We start from the raw sequence: 14,950 nt of genomic DNA, 5'->3' as shown, positions 1-14,950 counted from the left end.
GGCGACGTACGCGCGGCTCACAGGGCCGGCCCCGCGACGGCGGCTTCCGGCCGGGCCGGCGCGGCGCCCCCGCTTTCGATGACGCCCGACCGCACCGCGACCTCGCGCCCGCAGCGCGCCGCCAGCGTCTTGTCATGGGTGACGAGGATCATGGTCATGCCGCGCCGCTTCTGCTCGGCAAAGAGAAGGTCGGCGATCTGAGCGCCGGTCTCGGCGTCGAGATTGCCGGTCGGCTCGTCGGCGATCAAGAGCGCCGGCTCGGGGGCGAGCGCGCGGGCCAGCGCCACGCGCTGCTGCTCGCCGCCCGACAATTCGCCGGGATAGTGCGTGACGCGCGCGCCGAGACCCACGGCGCGAAGCTCGGCCTCGGCGCGCTCGAAGGCGTTGGCCCGGCCCGCGAGTTCCAGGGGCACCGCGACGTTTTCAAGCGCCGTCATGTTGGGAATGAGATGGAAGGACTGGAAGACGATGCCGACATGGCGGCCGCGAAAGGCGGCGAGCCTGTCTTCGCTCAAGGATCGCAGCGACTGGCCGGAAATCACCACCTCGCCCTCGTCGGCGCGCTCCAGCCCGGCCAGCACCATGAGCAAGGTCGACTTGCCCGAGCCGGAGGGGCCGACGATGCCGACGCTTTCGCCGGCCGCCACGTCGAGGTCGATGCCCTTCAGCACATGCACCGCGCCCCGGCCCTGGCCGAGCGTCAGATGAACCTTTCGTAATCGGATCGCCGGTTCTGCCACGCGCCTTGCCTTCCTATATGCCGATGCGAGCCAACGCCTTGGGGCCGCTTGGCGCGTTCGACGAAATCTCGCAGTTGCTAAGATATGGATGGCAGATGGGTCGGTTCCAATCGCTTCTCGCCTTCGTGACGATCGGCCTCGGGGTCTGCGGCGCTCTCGCGCCCGCCCGGGCCGCGCCGGCGGAGATCGTCGCCTTCGGCGACAGCCTCTCGGCGGGCTATGGCGTCGGCCCCGGCGAATCCTTTCCCGAGCAGCTGCAGGCGGCGCTCGGCAAGGCGGGCGTCGAGGCCGTGGTCGCCAATGCCGGCGTCTCGGGCGACACGACCACGGGAGGCCTCGCGCGCCTCGACTGGTCGGTGCCCCAGAGTGCCGACCTCGTGATCGTGGAGCTCGGTGCCAACGATGCGCTCCGCGGCATTTCGCCCGACGTCACCAAGCGCAATCTGGACGAGATCCTGAAGCGTCTCAGCGCGCGGCCGGGCACCCGCGTCCTTCTCGCCGGCATGATCGCCCCGCCCAACATGGGCGAGGATTATGCCAAGCGCTTCAACCCGATCTATGCCGAACTCGCGCAGAAATACGCCGTTGCCTATTACCCTTTCTTCCTCGACGGCGTCGCCTCCGTCGCGGCGCTGAACCAGGCCGACTACATGCACCCCAACAAGGACGGCGTGGCGATCGTGGTGGAGCGCATGCTGCCGCTGGTGCGCGAGACGCTGGCGAAGCCGAAGGGCTGAGGGGCTGGGGCGAGCGCGCCGACCGGCGGGTCTCGAACCCTCTTCGCTCGGTCTGCTGACAAAAGGTTCGACGTCGCTTCTATGGCACTGCTGTCATGCGGTAAGATGAATTCATAGTGCCGCGAAACTATCCAGCAAAGCCGGTTTTGCATCTTTCCGCATTTGCCGACCGAACCTGTTCCATGAAGATGTGGGAGGCAGGCATGCAGGCATCATCAATAGTCTGGCTGGGGTTTGCCTTGGGTGCGGGCGTCGTCCCCGCACAGGCTCAGGCGCTTGGAACGTCCAGCGGGCTCGGAACCTCTTCTTCCGGCGGTAGCGGCATTCAAAGTAGCATTACCGGCTCTTCCGCGCCCGGCGGCAGCTGGCCTCCATCGCCATGGCCCCCTTCCTTGGGGAACGCCACCAATGTCGTCGGTTCCGAACGCGGCTCGACGCAGCAGCGAGCGACCGAGGGATCGAGTTCCGTCAGCAGTGCCAATGCCGATGCCGTGGCGAGATCCGGGAATTTCGGCGCGGCCACGACGATCGGCGGTCGCACCGCGTCGGCATCGGGCCGTGCCGGCAGCACGTTCCAGAGCATCGCGGGGACAGGACCGGAATCCCTCTACAACATCCCCAGTCCCATCGTGAGCGTGGACTTGGACGGCATTCGAAGGGCCGTCAAACTAGGACCGAACGCGACCCCGGACTCGCGCGGGAACTGACGACCGCGAAGCCCTCCCGCTTCGGGGTGTCCCCCCTGCTTTTCGATCCGGCTCCTTTGCGACGACGCAGAGCGAACAACCGCGTCGGCTCGCTCACGAGTTCGAAAACGGCCGGTCGCCTTTCCGCCTCACGTGGCGGAAAGCAAAACGTGAACCTCAGACCCGACGCAAGCGCAGGTCGACGCCGACTTCGGTGGCGAGGCGGTAGAGAGCACGGTCGGCAGCGGCCAGGCTCTGAGCGAAGCGCTCCTCGGCCGCTTCGCGGGTGAGCGAGGCCATGTCGCCACCGGGATGGCGAAGCTCGGCCGTCACCTCGCCGTCCTCGAAATGCAGCTGCGCCTGATACCGGCGCGCGATCTTCTGCATCGCGACATTGCCGCTGAGGCATTGAAGCGTGAAGCGGCGCAGGCCGGAATTGCGGGCCGTGTCCACCAGACTGGCGAAGAGCCGCGCGCCATGCCCCTGCCCCTGCCAAGGCTGCTCCAGGCTGAAGGCGGCCTCGGGCAGCGGGGAGCGGATGGCCCGCAGTTCCGCCGCGCCGCGCAGCGTGCCGTCCATGAAGACGCCCTTCAGCACGCTGTCGTCGCCAAGCGCGCCTTCGGCATAGCGCGCAAGCACGGCGTCGCCGACAGCCGAGCCGAAGCGCATGCGCCGGGATTCGGCGTCGAGCCGCAGGAGATGGGCGGCGAAGTCGGCGCGATCGGAGCGGCGCAGGCGCCGGATGTGGCTCCTGTTCTCCCACGGGGCGGAACGGTCGGACGAATGAGTGAGGGACATCGCAAACGGCACAAGAGGGGCGTCGGCGTCATCGCCGGGTCAACCCTTGGTTAAGTGTGCAGCGCAGCAACAGCAACGGGAGGACACGCATGGGTGCCATGCGTCACCTTGAAGTCAGCCCCATGTGATGAACATCATAAGCGTGTAAAGGCACCCGGTCCCAAGGCTCGCGGAACGCCGGAGAACGGCTTGGCGAGCGAGGGCCCATAGCGGGAAGGATCTCTCATGCCGCGACTTTTCACCGCCCTCGAGATCCCGCGCGATGCCGCGATGAGCCTGTCCTTCCTGCGCGGCGGCCTGCCCTCCGCGCGCTGGATCGACGCGGAGAACTTCCACATCACGCTGCGCTTCTTCGGCGATGTCGACGCGCGCACGGCCGACGAGCTGGTGGCCGGGCTCGACCGGGTGCGGCAGGCGCCCTTCACGCTGGCGCTGCGCGGCGTGGACGCGTTCGGCTCCAAGAAGCCGCATTCGGTCTATGCCGGGGTGGAGCCCTCACGCCCGCTCGACCTTCTCCATGCCGAGATCGACAAGGTGGCGCGGCGCATCGCCCTGCCGGCCGATCCGCGCCGCTTCACGCCCCATGTCACGCTGGCGCGCCTGCGCAACCCCAAGGCCGAGGACGTGGCGCGCTATCTCGCCGGACGGGGCGACTTCCGCACGCCGCCCTTCACGGTCGGCCGCTTCGTCCTGTTCTCCTCGCGCGATTCGGTGGGCGGCGGCCCCTATGTCCTGGAAGAGGCCTTCCCGCTGATCGGCTCGTCCGGCGCGCGCGAGGCCGCACAGGCCGGAGCCTTGCTGGAACCCGCCTTCCGCTGACGCGTCTTTTCCGGGCGAACGGGTTCGAGCGAACGGGTTTTCCGGGCGAACGGGCTCCGCCCGCTTTCGAAACGCCGGAACCGGCCCCATATCGGGCCGGTTCCCCCGATGGAGACGCTCCGAATGACGGATCGACGCGACGAGATGTCGGACAGCCCCGCCGGCGAGACGGCGGGCGAGACCGCCCTGGCGCCCCTGCCCAAGGGGCTGGAAGGCGAGATCCTGCTGCCCGGCACCGAGACCGAGCAGCGCCGGCAGGAGGAGAAGGTCCGACGCGGATTCTTTTCCACGCTGAAGCGCGCCATCCGGCACATTCCCTTCGCGGAGGACGTGGTCGCCTCCTACTACTGCGCGCTGGACCGCCAGACGCCGGCCGCCTCGCGCGGCATCCTGCTCGCCGCGCTCGCCTATTTCGTGCTGCCCTTCGACGCGATTCCCGATTTCATCGCCGGGCTCGGCTATACCGACGACGCGGCAGTGCTGCTCGCCGCGCTGGCGGCGGTGCGCAACAACATCCGCCCCGAGCATTACGACCGGGCGCGCGAAGTGTTGAAGACCAAAGTGGCCTCGGACGCCCCCGCCGAGGCGACGCCCGACGCCCCGCCTCACAAGGCGTGAACCGTTTCGTGATCGCGCCGTCGCCGCGCCGTGCTCGAACGGCTTGGCTGGGCGCGGGCCGCGATTCGACCCGGTAGGCAACACACTCCTGCCCCATTTACCCGTTTCCACGGGCCACTGCCGCCCTCGACGCGAGACTCCAGCGATCGGGCTGGTGAACCGAGCCGAACGCATCGAAAAGCCATTTGCCGCGCATTCCAGCGGTTTGGTTTGCAGATCGTTTACCCTGTGGAAAGGGCTTTCGTTCACCATGCCGCTCATGAATTCGTGCGGTTTCGACGGGATCGAGGCGCGCGGCGATCGGGTTTGCGACGGGAGAGGATCTCCATGAAACATGTACTGACGGCTGCAGCGGCACTGCTCCTGCTCTCGGGCGCGGCGAGCGCCGCGCAGACGCCGACGCGCATGAACCAGTTCAACGATTGGGGCAGCTATTCCTACGACGCGAGCGGCGGCAAGGTCTGCTACGTCCTGTCGACGCCCAAGACCATGCAACCGGCCAGCGTCGACCATGGCGACATCTTCTTCCTCGTGTCGCAGAAGCCCGGCGCCAAGCCGACCTACGAGCCGCAGGTGGTGATGGGCTATCCCATGCGCGACGGCTCCAAGGTCGTGGTCACCATCGACACCAAGAAGTTCTCCATGTTCACGCGCGGCGAAAGCGCCTGGATGGAGAATGCCGCCGAAGAGCCTCAGCTCGTCGCCGCGCTCAAGAACGGCAAGTCGATGAAGGTGGACGCGACCTCGCAGCGCGGCACCGCCACGAACTACACCTATTCGCTGGCCGGCGTGACGGCGGCGCTGAACTCCATCGCCAAGTGCAAGTGAGACGGGGCTCGGCGAGGTCGGGCGGGCGTTGAGCGCCTGACCGATCGACCGATGGCGGCGCGGCAGACCTCCTGCCCGCCCCACCGCCTCGCCCATCCGCGCCGCTCACTGAGGCGTCTGGGCGAAGGTTCGCTCCTCCATGCCGGCCCTCAAGCCGGCATTTTCGCCGTTCGCCCTCGCCTTCCGCCCGCCAAGGGGTTGCGATTTCCGGCATTTGGGCTCATTTGACTTCGATCCGAAGCCAAATGACCATTCAGCACCATGCGGGGCGTATCCGACGCCGCGCGACGGGGTTTGCCCAATGAGCGCGACGATCGACCTTTCCGACGCCACCACCCGCCCGCGCCCGGCCGCGGCGCCCGAGACCTCGGCCTCCGCGCCCAAGCGCTCGCTGCTCGGCCTTTCGCGCGAGGAGATGGGCGCGGCGCTGGTCGAGGCCGGCATTCCCGCCAAGCAGGCCAAGATGCGCGTCCAGCAGCTCTGGCACTGGCTCTATGTGCGCGGCGTTTCCGACTTCAGCCAGATGGCGAATGTCTCCAAGGACCTGCGCGCCGCGCTGGACGAGCGCTTCGAGATCCGCCGGCCGGAAATCGTCGAGGAGCAGATCTCGGTGGACGGCACGCGCAAGTGGCTGTTCCGCTTTCCCTCGCGCGGCGCCGGGCGCCCGGTGGAGATCGAGACCGTCTATATCCCCGAGGAAGGGCGCGGCACGCTCTGCGTGTCCTCCCAGGTCGGCTGCACGCTGACCTGCACCTTCTGCCACACCGGCACGCAGCGCCTCGTGCGCAATCTGGAGCCGTCCGAGATCGTCGGGCAGGTTCTGACCGCGCGCGAGCGCTTGGGCGACTTCCCCGAAGCCTCGACGCCGCAGGGCGCGATCGTGCCCTCCGAAGGGCGCCTTGTGTCCAATGTCGTGATGATGGGCATGGGCGAGCCGCTCTACAATTACGACAACGTCAAGGCCGCGCTGGCCGTGGTGTCGGACGGCGACGGGCTCGCCCTGTCGCGCCGCCGCATCACGCTGTCCACCTCCGGCGTCGTGCCGATGATCGGCAAGACCGGCGACGAGATGGGCGTCATGCTCGCCATCTCGCTCCATGCGGTGACGGACGAGCTGCGCGACGTGCTCGTGCCGATCAACAAGAAATACCCGATCAAGGAGCTGATGGACGCCTGCCGCACCTATCCCGGCCTGTCCAACGCGCGCCGCATCACCTTCGAATACGTGATGCTGAAGGGCGTCAACGACTCTTTGGCCGACGCGCGCGAGCTGGTGCGGCTCCTCAAGGGCATTCCGGCCAAGATCAACCTGATCCCGTTCAACCCCTGGCCCGGCTCGCCTTATGAATGCTCCGACTGGGAGCAGATCGAGCGCTTCGCCGAGCTGGTGAACCAGGCTGGCTATGCCTCGCCGATCCGTACGCCGCGCGGGCGCGACATCTTCGCCGCCTGCGGCCAGCTGAAATCGGAGTCCGAGCGGATGAAGCGCGGCGATCGTCTGGCTCTGGAGGCGGCGGTCGCCGTGTGAGCACCGTTCTTCGCATCCTCTTCCTGGTCCCGATCGGCTTCATGCTGGCCTGCTGCGCGGCGGCCTTCGCGCTGCTCTGGCCGTTTCTGGACATCGGCTGGGCGACCTTCACAGACCCGCTGCAGACGATCCAGCTGGCGATGGGCTTCACCACCATGGCCGCCGGGATCGGCTGGGTGGCCTTCGTGCCCTTCCTGATCTTTCTCGTGCTGAGCGAGGCGCTGCGGCTGCGCTCGGTGCTGATCCACCTTCTCGCCGGGCTCGTCGGCGGCGCGGTGGCCGCCCATGCCGGGCCGGCGGTGGGCGACATGCGCCTGCAGACGGCGACGATCGTCGCGGGCCTTGCCTTCGCGCTGACCTATTGGGTCCTGGCCGGCCACCGCGCCGGTCGCCCCCGGCGCCCGTCCCCTTCGCCCATCCCGGTCCAGCCGGCAAAGGACTGATCCCATGTCACGACGCCCCGTCAACCCGCGCGACGCCGCGGAAGCCGCGTTCAAGGCCGCCACCGCCAAGCCAGCCGCCCGCGTCGCGGAAGCGCCGCGCATTCCCGGCGCGCGCGAAAGCGTGACGCTGCGCCTCGACGCCGAGGTTCTGGAGCGCTTTCAGGAAGACGGGCCGGGCTGGCAGGACCGCATCAACGCCGCCCTGCGCAAGGCGGTCGGGCTCGACTGAGACCCTGCGACAAAAGCTGTGGTGTCGGCTGCATGGGGCGTTTACCCGCTCCCCTCGCCGCGAAGGCTTGAGCTAAGCCGCAGGCATCACCCGAAGCAGCCAACAAAACGTCGTGGTGCGGCTGGAGGGGTCTTTTCGCCGAGGGCGTCGTCGCGATGCTTTAGGCCTGCCGCAGGCATCACTTAAGCTTCGCTCCTCGTCTCTGGACGAAAAACTCGCCCATCCTCCGTCCGCAGGTCTTGCTCCGCGTTCCAAGAGCGCTCGACGCTGTCACAGGCGATGGATGGTTGCCCCGGCGCGAGAAGCGAAGTTCGAGGAATGTGCGGGCGCGAAGCCCGATCGTTCGCGATGCCCATGACATAAGGACCGAGCCCCTCGCCGTTTCAGCCCGCTGCGCCGCCCCAGCCATAATAGGTGATCGGCGTGCCGGTGGCCGGCAGCGCGCCGTGGCGCAGGAGCGTCAGCCCCGAGGCTTCGTAGAAGCCTCGCGCCAGCGCGTTGGCCGACAGCGTGTGAAGCGTGAAACCCTCCGGCATCTCGGCCTTGGCATGGGCCAGCAGCGCCGAGCTGACGCCGCGCCCCAGCGCGTCGGGGTGGACGAAGAGCTGATCGAGAATCCGCTCCGCCGGCTTCAAGGCGGCAAAGCCGAGGATCGCCGCGTCCCGCACGGCCAGCGTCACGCGCCAGGGGCCGTCCCATTCCGCGTCCAGCCGCTTGCGCAGCGCTTCGCGGCTCGGCAGGGCGGGAACCCCGACCGAGGGCAGGCCGGCGCTGGCGTGCCACAGCGCGTTCACCGCCTCGCGGTCGGCATCCGTAGCGGGGCGAAGCTGGAAGGGGGCGGGGTCGCTCATGTCCGAGGGATCGGCCGGAACGCGCCCCGACGCAAGCGCTGAAGATGCAGGCACCCCGACGCAGGTGCCGCGAGCGTCGACGCGATGACGCTCAGTGGGAGAGACGACGGGTGCCTGTTCCCCGCCCCCTGCCGCGCTAGGTCTGCCGCATCGAGACCGCCGGCCTTCCGTCACGCCTGGCGAAAACCGCAAGCCGAGGCTGGCATGATCACGCTCCACCATCTGGAAAACTCCCGCTCGCAGCGCGTGCTCTGGCTGCTGGAGGAACTGGGCGTTCCCTACGAGGTGAAGCGCTACGAGCGCCTGCCCTCGCTCGCCGCCCCGCCGGAGCTCAAGCGCATCCACCCGCTCGGCAAGTCGCCCATCCTCACCGACGGCGCGCTGACGCTGGCCGAGACCGGCGCCATCGCCGCCTATCTCGCGGACACCTATGGCGAGGGCCGGCTCCAGCCCGAGCGCGGCTCGGCGGACTGGTGGCGGATGCAGCATTTCCTGCACCATGCCGAGGGCTCGGCCATGCCGCCGCTTTTCATGACGCTGGTGTTCCGCCGCATTCCGGGCCAGGCCCCGCTTCTCATGCGCCCGGTGGCCAAGGCGCTGATGCGCGGCGTCGACCGGCACCTGCTGCAGCCCCGGCTGGCCGAGCTTCTCGACTATTGGGACGGCGCGCTGGCCGAGACCGGCTGGTTCGCCGGCGCGGAGCCGACGCTGGCCGACATCATGATGAGCTTCCCGCTGGAAGCGGCGGGCTCGCGCGTCGGCTTCGGCGGACGGCTGCACTTGGCGGCCTTCCTGGAGCGCATCCACGCCCGCCCGGCCTATATCCGCGCGCTGGAGCGCGGCGGGCCCTATGCCTATGCCTGAGTGAGACGGCTCAGCGCCAGGCGACGAGCACCGTGCCGGTGGCGATCAGGGCGATGCCGGCCCAGCCCGTGAGGCTCAGTCGCTCCGACAGAAAGAGCGTGCCGAACAGGGCGACCAGAACCACGGAAAGCTTGTCGATCGGCGCGACCTCGGCCGCCTGGCCGAGTTGCAGGGCGCGGTAGTAGCAGAGCCAGGACGCGCCGGTGGCAAGGCCCGACAGGACGAGAAAGGCGAGCGAGCGCCCGGGCAATCCGGCGGGGCTGCGCCAATGGCCGCCGACCGTCACGATGCCGGCGATCAGAGCGAGGATCACCAGCGTGCGCAGAAAGGTGGCGTAGTCGGACTGGACGCCGGTGACGCCGATCTTGCCGAAGATGGCGGTGAGCGCGGCGAACGCCGCCGAGGCGAGCGCCCAGCCGAGCCAGCCCATCAGAGCGCCGCCGGCTTGGAGGCTGTTTGGAAACTCGGCGGCGGAGGGCCGGCGAGCGACTTTTCGCCGTTCGCGAGGCGCCAAACTTTAGTGATGCCGGCGGCATCGGCGAGGATTGGCAACGAAGTGATGGCGAAAAAGAACCGTCGGACCGGCCCGACCGAGTTTCCAAACAGGCTCTTAGCCCTGACCCTTTGCCGCATCATCCCCGCCCCGCCTCAGACGCGGGCGAGAAGGATATGGACGGCGAAGGCCGAGAAGACCGAGGCGAAGACCCAGTCGATCGCGCGCATCACGCTGGGCTTCTTCTTGAGGGTCGTGGCGATCCGGTCAGCCGCGAAGATCATGCCGATCGACATGGGCACCGCGATCACGATGAAATAAACGCCGAGGAAGAACAGCTTCTGCCCGGCGTAGGGATCGTTCGCCGCCACGAAGGGCGGCAGGAAGGTGACGAAGAAGAGGATGATCTTCGGGTTGAGAAGATTGATCCCGACCCCCGTCAGCCAATTTCGCAGAAAGGGCTGCGGCGCCATCGCCTCCCGCTCCAGCGAAAAGGACGAGCCGTTGCGGATGGCGGCGAAGGCGAGCCAGGCGAGATAGGCCGCGCCCGCCACCTTCAGCGCCAGGAAGGCCTCCGGCGAAGCGGCCACCAGGGCGGACAGGCCGATCGAGGCGAGCGTGGTGTGAACGAGGACGCCCGAGCAGGCCCCCAGCATGGCCGCGATCCCGGCCCGCCGCCCCTGCGCCAGCGTGCGCCCCAGAAACAGCGTCATGTCCGGCCCCGGCGTGATCGTGAGCACGATCGCGGCGAGCGTGAAGGCGAGGAGGGCGGAAGCGTCGGGCAGAAAGGTCATGGGCCACCGTCTTTCGGGCGCGTGCCCTTCGATGTCGCCCGAAGCCGAAAGGAAAACAAGCCGGTTTTCAAGAGACTGTTCGACGACCCGGCGGAGGAAAGCCGTCGAGGAGTTTTTCATGCGTTCACGGCGCGCCAAACCTGAGTGATGCCTATGCCATCGGCGAGGATCGGCAACGGTCCGTGCGGACGGGCGACGGCGGACCGACCCGAGCGAGTTGCCAAACAATCTCCGAGGCATCGACTGCAAGGCGCCAAGTATCGAAGCATTCTTATTAGTAAGACACCCTAAATTTCATTCCCCCTTGGAATATAATTTTCATAGCCGCGACATAAATTCAACAAGTCCTCGTCATCATCCGCGCCGATACGGCAATGGACGTGCGCCCTCCCCATGGATCCGCGCGCGAATCGAACATGACGTGGGAGCAGCGCGTGGTTTGGACTGGGACCTCGAATTTCGATCGGCGCCGAAGCTTGGCGCGACCGGGCCGATTCGAGGATGCCTTGGCGCGCGGCCGGAGCCTTGTGCGCGACCGCCCGGCTAGCGCCCTTTTCGCGCTTCTCGTTCTAGTCAGTCTCGCCTTCGCCGCCTTTCCGCATCTCGACCTTGCCGTGTCCGGCCTTTTCGCGGTGCCGGGCCAGGGCTTTCCGCTGTCGCGCGACGAAGGATTGCTGGCGATCCGCGACCTCAACCGGGTGCTGCCGATCTGGATCGCCTCTGCGCTCGCCCTGCTTCTTCTGGCGCGCGGGCTCTGGGGCGCGCGGCGCTTCCTCCCCCCGCCCCATGCGATCCTGCATGTCCTATCGGTCTATCTCGTCGCCTGTCTTGGCATCGTGCATATGCTGAAGAACACGGTCGGCCGCGCCCGGCCCGAGCACATTCTGGCCTTCGGCGGCGAGGACCGCTTCACCGTCGCCTGGCAGTTCTCCGACGCCTGCCGGACCAATTGCTCCTTTTCCTCCGGCGAAGCGGCCTCCGCCATGGCGATGATGGCGCTGGCGATGCTCGCGCCGCGCGGGCTGCGGCTTCGCGCCGGCCTCACGCTGCTTCTTCCCATGCTGGTCTTCTCGCTGAATCGCGTGGCCTTCGGCAGCCATTTCCTGTCCGACGTCTTGGTGTCCTGGCTCGTCGTCGCGCTGACGGCGCTCCTTCTCGGCCGCGTCTTCGCGCGGCATGCGGCGGCGATCGACGGCGGCATCGACGGGCGCTGGCGCGCGCCGCTCGCCCGCGCGCTCAAGCGGCTGCGGGTGTTCGGGCGCGATGCGGCGGTGCAGGCGCGCGCACTCTTTCTTCGTGCGGCGGCCTGAGCTAAGAGCCTGATTGGACATTCGTCGGCGGGGGGCCGTCGAGGGATTTTTCGACGCCGCGAGGCGCCGGCCTCGAGCGATGCGAGCGCGCATCCGCGAGGACAGGCGACGAAGGGGCGGCGAAAAGCACCGTCGGACCGACCCGACCGAGTGCCCGAACAGGCTCCAGGCTCCAGGAGCGTTTCCTCTCTTTTTCGGGGACTTTCCGAAGCATGGCCCTTCCGAGCGGTATCAAGAAAGTCGTTCTCGCCTATTCCGGCGGCCTCGACACGTCCATCATCCTGAAGTGGCTCCAGACGGAGCTGGGCGCGGAGGTCGTCACCTTCACCGCCGATCTCGGCCAGGGCGAGGAACTGGAGCCGGCCCGCCGGAAGGCCGAGATGCTCGGCATCAAGGAAATCTTCGTCGAGGACGTGCGCGAGGAGTTCGTGCGCGACTTCGTGTTCCCCATGTTCCGCGCCAACGCGGTCTATGAGGGCGTCTATCTCCTCGGCACTTCGATCGCCCGGCCGCTGATCTCCAAGCACCTGATCGAGATCGCCAAGCGCACCGGCGCGGACGCCATCGCCCACGGCGCCACCGGCAAGGGCAACGACCAGGTCCGCTTCGAGCTCTCGGCCTACGCGCTGAACCCGGACATCAAGATCATCGCCCCCTGGCGCGACTGGAGCTTCAAGTCGCGCACCGACCTTCTCGATTTCGCCGAGAAGCACCAGATCCCGGTCGCCAAGGACAAGAAGGGCGAGGCGCCCTTCTCGGTCGACGCCAACCTTCTCCACTCCTCCTCCGAGGGCAAGGTGCTGGAAGATCCGAGCGTCGAGGCGCCGGAATATGTCCATATGCGCACGATCTCGCCCGAGGCCGCGCCCGACAAGCCGACCGTCATCACCGTCGGATTCGAGCGCGGCGACGCCGTGTCGATCAACGGCGAGCGCCTGTCGCCCGCGACGCTTCTGGCCAAGCTCAACGACTACGGCCGCGACAACGGTATCGGCCGTCTCGACCTCGTGGAAAACCGCTTCGTCGGCATGAAGTCGCGCGGCGTCTACGAGACGCCCGGCGGCACGATCCTTCTGGCCGCGCACCGCGCCATCGAGAGCATCACGCTCGATCGCGGCGCGGCGCATCTGAAGGACGAGCTCATGCCGCGCTACGCCGAGCTCATCTACTACGGCTTCTGGTTCAGCCCCGAGCGCGAGATGCTGCAGGCGCTGATCGACCGCAGCCAGGAGCATGTCGAGGGCGAGGTCACGCTGAAGCTCTACAAGGGCAATGTCATGGTGACCGGCCGCGCCAGCCCCAAGTCGCTCTATTCCGATAAGCTCGTGACCTTCGAGGACGACCAGGGCGCCTACGATCAGAAGGACGCTGCCGGCTTCATCAAGCTGAACGCCCTGCGCCTGCGCACGCTGGCCAAGCGCAACGGTCTCTAAAAGACGGCTGGACGAGACGGCCCGGCGGGGCGATCCGCCGGGCGGCCGAGCGCCTCGGCCCTTCACTTTTGGCATCCTGGCAACCAGATGAGGAAAAAGCCAAGGATACCGAACGATGATCCCCTATTCCGTTCTCGACCTGTCGCCCATCCCCGAAGGCGCGACGGCGGCCGACGCGCTTCGCAACACGCTCCACCTCGCCCAAGAGGCCGAGCGGCTGGGCTACAATCGCTTCTGGCTGGCCGAGCATCACAACATGACCGGCATTGCCAGCGCCGCGACGGCGGTGGTGATCGGCCATGTGGCGGCGGGCACGCAGCGCATCCGCGTCGGCGCCGGCGGCATCATGCTGCCGAACCACGCGCCGCTGGTGATTGCCGAGCAGTTCGGCACGCTCGCCACGCTTCATCCCGGCCGCATCGATCTCGGCCTCGGCCGCGCGCCGGGCACCGACATGCTGACCGCCCGCGCCCTGCGCCGAAACCTGGAAAGTTCCGACAACTTCCCGCAGGATGTCGTGGAGCTGATGAGCTATTTCGCGGACGCCGCGCCCAACCAGCGGCTTCGCGCCGTGCCGGGCGTGGGCACGCAGGTGCCGGTCTGGATTCTCGGCTCCAGCCTCTACGGCGCGCAGCTCGCGGCCCATCTCGGCCTGCCTTATGCCTTCGCCTCGCATTTCGCGCCGGGCGCGCTGGACGATGCGATCGAGGTCTATCGCCAGACCTTCCGGCCCTCCGAAACGCTGGACAAACCCTATTTCATGCTGGCGGCCAATGTCTTCGCGGCCGAGACGGACGCGGAAGCCAAACGACTCCAGAGCTCGATGCAGCAGGCCTTCGCCAATCTGCGCTCCGGCCACCCCGGCCCGCTGCCGCGCCCGGTGGAGGCAATCGAGGACGTGATCGACCCCGCCTTCCGGCCGGGCGTCGACGAGGCCTTGCGCGTATCGGTTGTAGGCTCGCCCACCAATGTGCGCGCCGGGTTGGCGGGGTTGATCGCCCGCTACCAGCCGGACGAGATCATCCTGACCGGGCAGATCCACGATCACCGGGCGCGCGTTCGCTCCTTCGCGATTGCCGCCGAAGCCATGTTGGCGCTCGGCGGCGAGGCGTCGTCGCATTCGCAGGCGGCGGAATAGCGGTGGCGTTTACGGCCGAGGCGCCACTACGCTCTCGCCGAGGCCGGGCGCGGGTGACGCCATGCCCGGTTCGCTCAGCAGGGACCGTCGGTCCGGGTCGCGGCGTCGCTGGGGTCGATCAGATTGAACGGCGCCTTGATCTGCGGATCGCTGGTCAGGTTGGCGCGCAGCTTTTCCAGCGACTGGGCGACGACGGCCATCTCGTCGGCGTCGAGCCCCTGCGTCAGCTGCTGGTAGATGCGCGTGAAGAGCGGGTCGAGCTCGCGCATCACGGCGTAGGCGTCCTCGGTCGGCTCTATCAGCTTGGCGCGCCGGTCGCTGGTGTCCATCGTCCGGCGGATGAGGCTGCGCCCTTCCAGGCGATCGAGATAGGCCGAGAGCGTCATCGGCTCGACGCCCATGCGCTCGGCCAGCAGCGCCTGACGCGAGCCGCGAAAGCGGATGACGTAACCCAGGGCCCGGATTTCGCCGGGCGTCAGACCAAAACCGTTTTCCGTCACCATTCGTTCGAAATACTGACGAAATAGCCGCGACGTATCCGTCAGCAGAAAGCCGAACATATTTCCGGTTGTAAGCTCTGACACGTCGCTACTGGCCTCTACGGGATCGGGTTTTATTCCAGACCATCACGATCCGGTTTA

At 67.7% G+C, this 14,950-nt stretch carries 18 protein-coding genes; 11 read left to right on the top strand and 7 right to left on the bottom strand.

Annotated features, from left to right (window positions below; translation table 11 throughout):
- Positions 1 to 17 precede the first annotated feature (17 nt).
- Complete coding sequence (locus tag M673_RS02995) at positions 18 to 740, bottom strand: ABC transporter ATP-binding protein (RefSeq protein WP_061973471.1); 723 nt, start codon at positions 738 to 740, stop codon at positions 18 to 20.
- Between the two features lie 95 nt (positions 741 to 835).
- Between M673_RS02995 and M673_RS02990 the strand changes: the two genes are divergently transcribed.
- Positions 836 to 1,477: an arylesterase gene (locus tag M673_RS02990; protein ID WP_061973469.1), complete on the top strand. Its 642-nt coding sequence runs from the start codon at positions 836 to 838 to the stop codon at positions 1,475 to 1,477.
- A gap of 325 nt (positions 1,478 to 1,802) precedes the next feature.
- Here M673_RS02990 and M673_RS02985 read toward each other — a convergent pair whose 3' ends face one another.
- Both M673_RS02985 and M673_RS02980 read right to left on the bottom strand, forming a co-directional pair.
- Entirely contained in the window at positions 1,803 to 2,060 is a 258-nt protein-coding gene (locus M673_RS02985; RefSeq protein ID WP_061973467.1) for a hypothetical protein, read from the bottom strand.
- 280 nt (positions 2,061 to 2,340) lie between these two features.
- Positions 2,341 to 2,961 carry a GNAT family N-acetyltransferase gene (locus M673_RS02980; RefSeq protein ID WP_061973465.1) on the bottom strand — a complete coding sequence of 207 codons (621 nt, stop codon included), beginning with the start codon at positions 2,959 to 2,961 and terminating at the stop codon, positions 2,341 to 2,343.
- A gap of 225 nt (positions 2,962 to 3,186) precedes the next feature.
- Here M673_RS02980 and thpR point away from each other — a divergent pair, with 225 nt between their 5' ends.
- The 6 genes from thpR to M673_RS02950 all read left to right on the top strand — a co-directional run bounded on the left by thpR (position 3,187) and on the right by M673_RS02950 (position 7,426).
- On the top strand, positions 3,187 to 3,780 hold the full coding sequence (gene thpR, locus M673_RS02975) for an RNA 2',3'-cyclic phosphodiesterase (RefSeq protein WP_061973463.1): 594 nt from the start codon (positions 3,187 to 3,189) through the stop codon (positions 3,778 to 3,780).
- A 123-nt stretch (positions 3,781 to 3,903) separates the two neighbouring features.
- Positions 3,904 to 4,398, top strand: a complete 495-nt coding sequence (locus M673_RS02970) for a YkvA family protein (RefSeq protein WP_082639137.1) — start codon at positions 3,904 to 3,906, stop codon at positions 4,396 to 4,398.
- A 321-nt stretch (positions 4,399 to 4,719) separates the two neighbouring features.
- On the top strand, positions 4,720 to 5,226 hold the full coding sequence (locus M673_RS02965; protein ID WP_061977615.1) for an invasion associated locus B family protein: 507 nt from the start codon (positions 4,720 to 4,722) through the stop codon (positions 5,224 to 5,226).
- A 301-nt stretch (positions 5,227 to 5,527) separates the two neighbouring features.
- Positions 5,528 to 6,754 carry a 23S rRNA (adenine(2503)-C(2))-methyltransferase RlmN gene (gene rlmN, locus M673_RS02960; protein ID WP_061973461.1) on the top strand — a complete coding sequence of 409 codons (1,227 nt, stop codon included), beginning with the start codon at positions 5,528 to 5,530 and terminating at the stop codon, positions 6,752 to 6,754.
- A complete protein-coding gene (locus M673_RS02955) occupies positions 6,751 to 7,197 on the top strand; it encodes a hypothetical protein (protein ID WP_061973459.1) in 447 nt (148 codons plus the stop codon). The genes rlmN and M673_RS02955 overlap by 4 nt, the downstream gene beginning before the upstream one ends.
- A gap of 4 nt (positions 7,198 to 7,201) precedes the next feature.
- On the top strand, positions 7,202 to 7,426 hold the full coding sequence (locus M673_RS02950; protein WP_061973457.1) for a BrnA antitoxin family protein: 225 nt from the start codon (positions 7,202 to 7,204) through the stop codon (positions 7,424 to 7,426).
- A gap of 383 nt (positions 7,427 to 7,809) precedes the next feature.
- On the opposite strand, the gene M673_RS02945 is transcribed toward M673_RS02950, so the two are convergent.
- Positions 7,810 to 8,277: a GNAT family N-acetyltransferase gene (locus tag M673_RS02945; RefSeq protein WP_061973455.1), complete on the bottom strand. Its 468-nt coding sequence runs from the start codon at positions 8,275 to 8,277 to the stop codon at positions 7,810 to 7,812.
- A gap of 204 nt (positions 8,278 to 8,481) precedes the next feature.
- Here M673_RS02945 and M673_RS02940 point away from each other — a divergent pair, with 204 nt between their 5' ends.
- On the top strand, positions 8,482 to 9,141 hold the full coding sequence (locus M673_RS02940) for a glutathione S-transferase family protein (RefSeq protein ID WP_061973453.1): 660 nt from the start codon (positions 8,482 to 8,484) through the stop codon (positions 9,139 to 9,141).
- A gap of 10 nt (positions 9,142 to 9,151) precedes the next feature.
- On the opposite strand, the gene M673_RS02935 is transcribed toward M673_RS02940, so the two are convergent.
- Positions 9,152 to 9,571, bottom strand: coding sequence for an EamA family transporter (locus M673_RS02935; protein ID WP_061973451.1), 420 nt, complete (start codon positions 9,569 to 9,571; stop codon positions 9,152 to 9,154).
- A 218-nt stretch (positions 9,572 to 9,789) separates the two neighbouring features.
- Positions 9,790 to 10,428: a LysE family translocator gene (locus M673_RS02930; protein ID WP_061973449.1), complete on the bottom strand. Its 639-nt coding sequence runs from the start codon at positions 10,426 to 10,428 to the stop codon at positions 9,790 to 9,792.
- Positions 10,429 to 10,934: 506 nt separating this feature from the next.
- Between M673_RS02930 and M673_RS02925 the strand changes: the two genes are divergently transcribed.
- From M673_RS02925 to M673_RS02915, 3 genes are all read left to right on the top strand, one after another.
- Entirely contained in the window at positions 10,935 to 11,738 is an 804-nt protein-coding gene (locus M673_RS02925) for a phosphatase PAP2 family protein (RefSeq protein ID WP_187301290.1), read from the top strand.
- Positions 11,739 to 11,950: 212 nt separating this feature from the next.
- Positions 11,951 to 13,171, top strand: a complete 1,221-nt coding sequence (locus tag M673_RS02920; protein WP_061973445.1) for an argininosuccinate synthase — start codon at positions 11,951 to 11,953, stop codon at positions 13,169 to 13,171.
- A gap of 115 nt (positions 13,172 to 13,286) precedes the next feature.
- The gene (locus M673_RS02915) at positions 13,287 to 14,309 is read left to right on the top strand and encodes an LLM class flavin-dependent oxidoreductase (RefSeq protein WP_061973443.1); all 1,023 of its coding nucleotides are present in this window, start codon (positions 13,287 to 13,289) and stop codon (positions 14,307 to 14,309) included.
- Positions 14,310 to 14,383: 74 nt separating this feature from the next.
- Here M673_RS02915 and M673_RS02910 read toward each other — a convergent pair whose 3' ends face one another.
- Positions 14,384 to 14,869 (bottom strand): MarR family winged helix-turn-helix transcriptional regulator, encoded by a 486-nt coding sequence (locus M673_RS02910; RefSeq protein ID WP_061973442.1) that lies wholly within the window; start codon positions 14,867 to 14,869, stop codon positions 14,384 to 14,386.
- Between the last annotated feature and the right edge of the window lie 81 nt (positions 14,870 to 14,950).

It is taken from the genome of Aureimonas sp. AU20 (assembly GCF_001442755.1).
In the GTDB taxonomy this organism is placed as follows: domain Bacteria; phylum Pseudomonadota; class Alphaproteobacteria; order Rhizobiales; family Rhizobiaceae; genus Aureimonas.
This window is presented reverse-complemented; position numbering and strand designations above follow the sequence as displayed.

What these genes read in the sequence shown, in the direction of transcription:
- M673_RS02980 (WP_061973465.1), bottom strand. Translation starts at nt 2,961, where the DNA reads ATGTCCCTCACTCATTCGTCCGACCGTTCCGCCCCGTGGGAGAACAGG.
- thpR (WP_061973463.1), top strand. Translation starts at nt 3,187, where the DNA reads ATGCCGCGACTTTTCACCGCCCTCGAGATCCCGCGCGATGCCGCGATG.
- M673_RS02985 (WP_061973467.1), bottom strand. Translation starts at nt 2,060, where the DNA reads ATGCTCTGGAACGTGCTGCCGGCACGGCCCGATGCCGACGCGGTGCGA.
- M673_RS02940 (WP_061973453.1), top strand. Translation starts at nt 8,482, where the DNA reads ATGATCACGCTCCACCATCTGGAAAACTCCCGCTCGCAGCGCGTGCTC.
- M673_RS02970 (WP_082639137.1), top strand. Translation starts at nt 3,904, where the DNA reads ATGACGGATCGACGCGACGAGATGTCGGACAGCCCCGCCGGCGAGACG.
- M673_RS02950 (WP_061973457.1), top strand. Translation starts at nt 7,202, where the DNA reads ATGTCACGACGCCCCGTCAACCCGCGCGACGCCGCGGAAGCCGCGTTC.
- M673_RS02990 (WP_061973469.1), top strand. Translation starts at nt 836, where the DNA reads ATGGGTCGGTTCCAATCGCTTCTCGCCTTCGTGACGATCGGCCTCGGG.
- M673_RS02930 (WP_061973449.1), bottom strand. Translation starts at nt 10,428, where the DNA reads ATGACCTTTCTGCCCGACGCTTCCGCCCTCCTCGCCTTCACGCTCGCC.
- M673_RS02915 (WP_061973443.1), top strand. Translation starts at nt 13,287, where the DNA reads ATGATCCCCTATTCCGTTCTCGACCTGTCGCCCATCCCCGAAGGCGCG.
- M673_RS02910 (WP_061973442.1), bottom strand. Translation starts at nt 14,869, where the DNA reads ATGTTCGGCTTTCTGCTGACGGATACGTCGCGGCTATTTCGTCAGTAT.
- rlmN (WP_061973461.1), top strand. Translation starts at nt 5,528, where the DNA reads ATGAGCGCGACGATCGACCTTTCCGACGCCACCACCCGCCCGCGCCCG.
- M673_RS02935 (WP_061973451.1), bottom strand. Translation starts at nt 9,571, where the DNA reads ATGGGCTGGCTCGGCTGGGCGCTCGCCTCGGCGGCGTTCGCCGCGCTC.
- M673_RS02920 (WP_061973445.1), top strand. Translation starts at nt 11,951, where the DNA reads ATGGCCCTTCCGAGCGGTATCAAGAAAGTCGTTCTCGCCTATTCCGGC.
- M673_RS02945 (WP_061973455.1), bottom strand. Translation starts at nt 8,277, where the DNA reads ATGAGCGACCCCGCCCCCTTCCAGCTTCGCCCCGCTACGGATGCCGAC.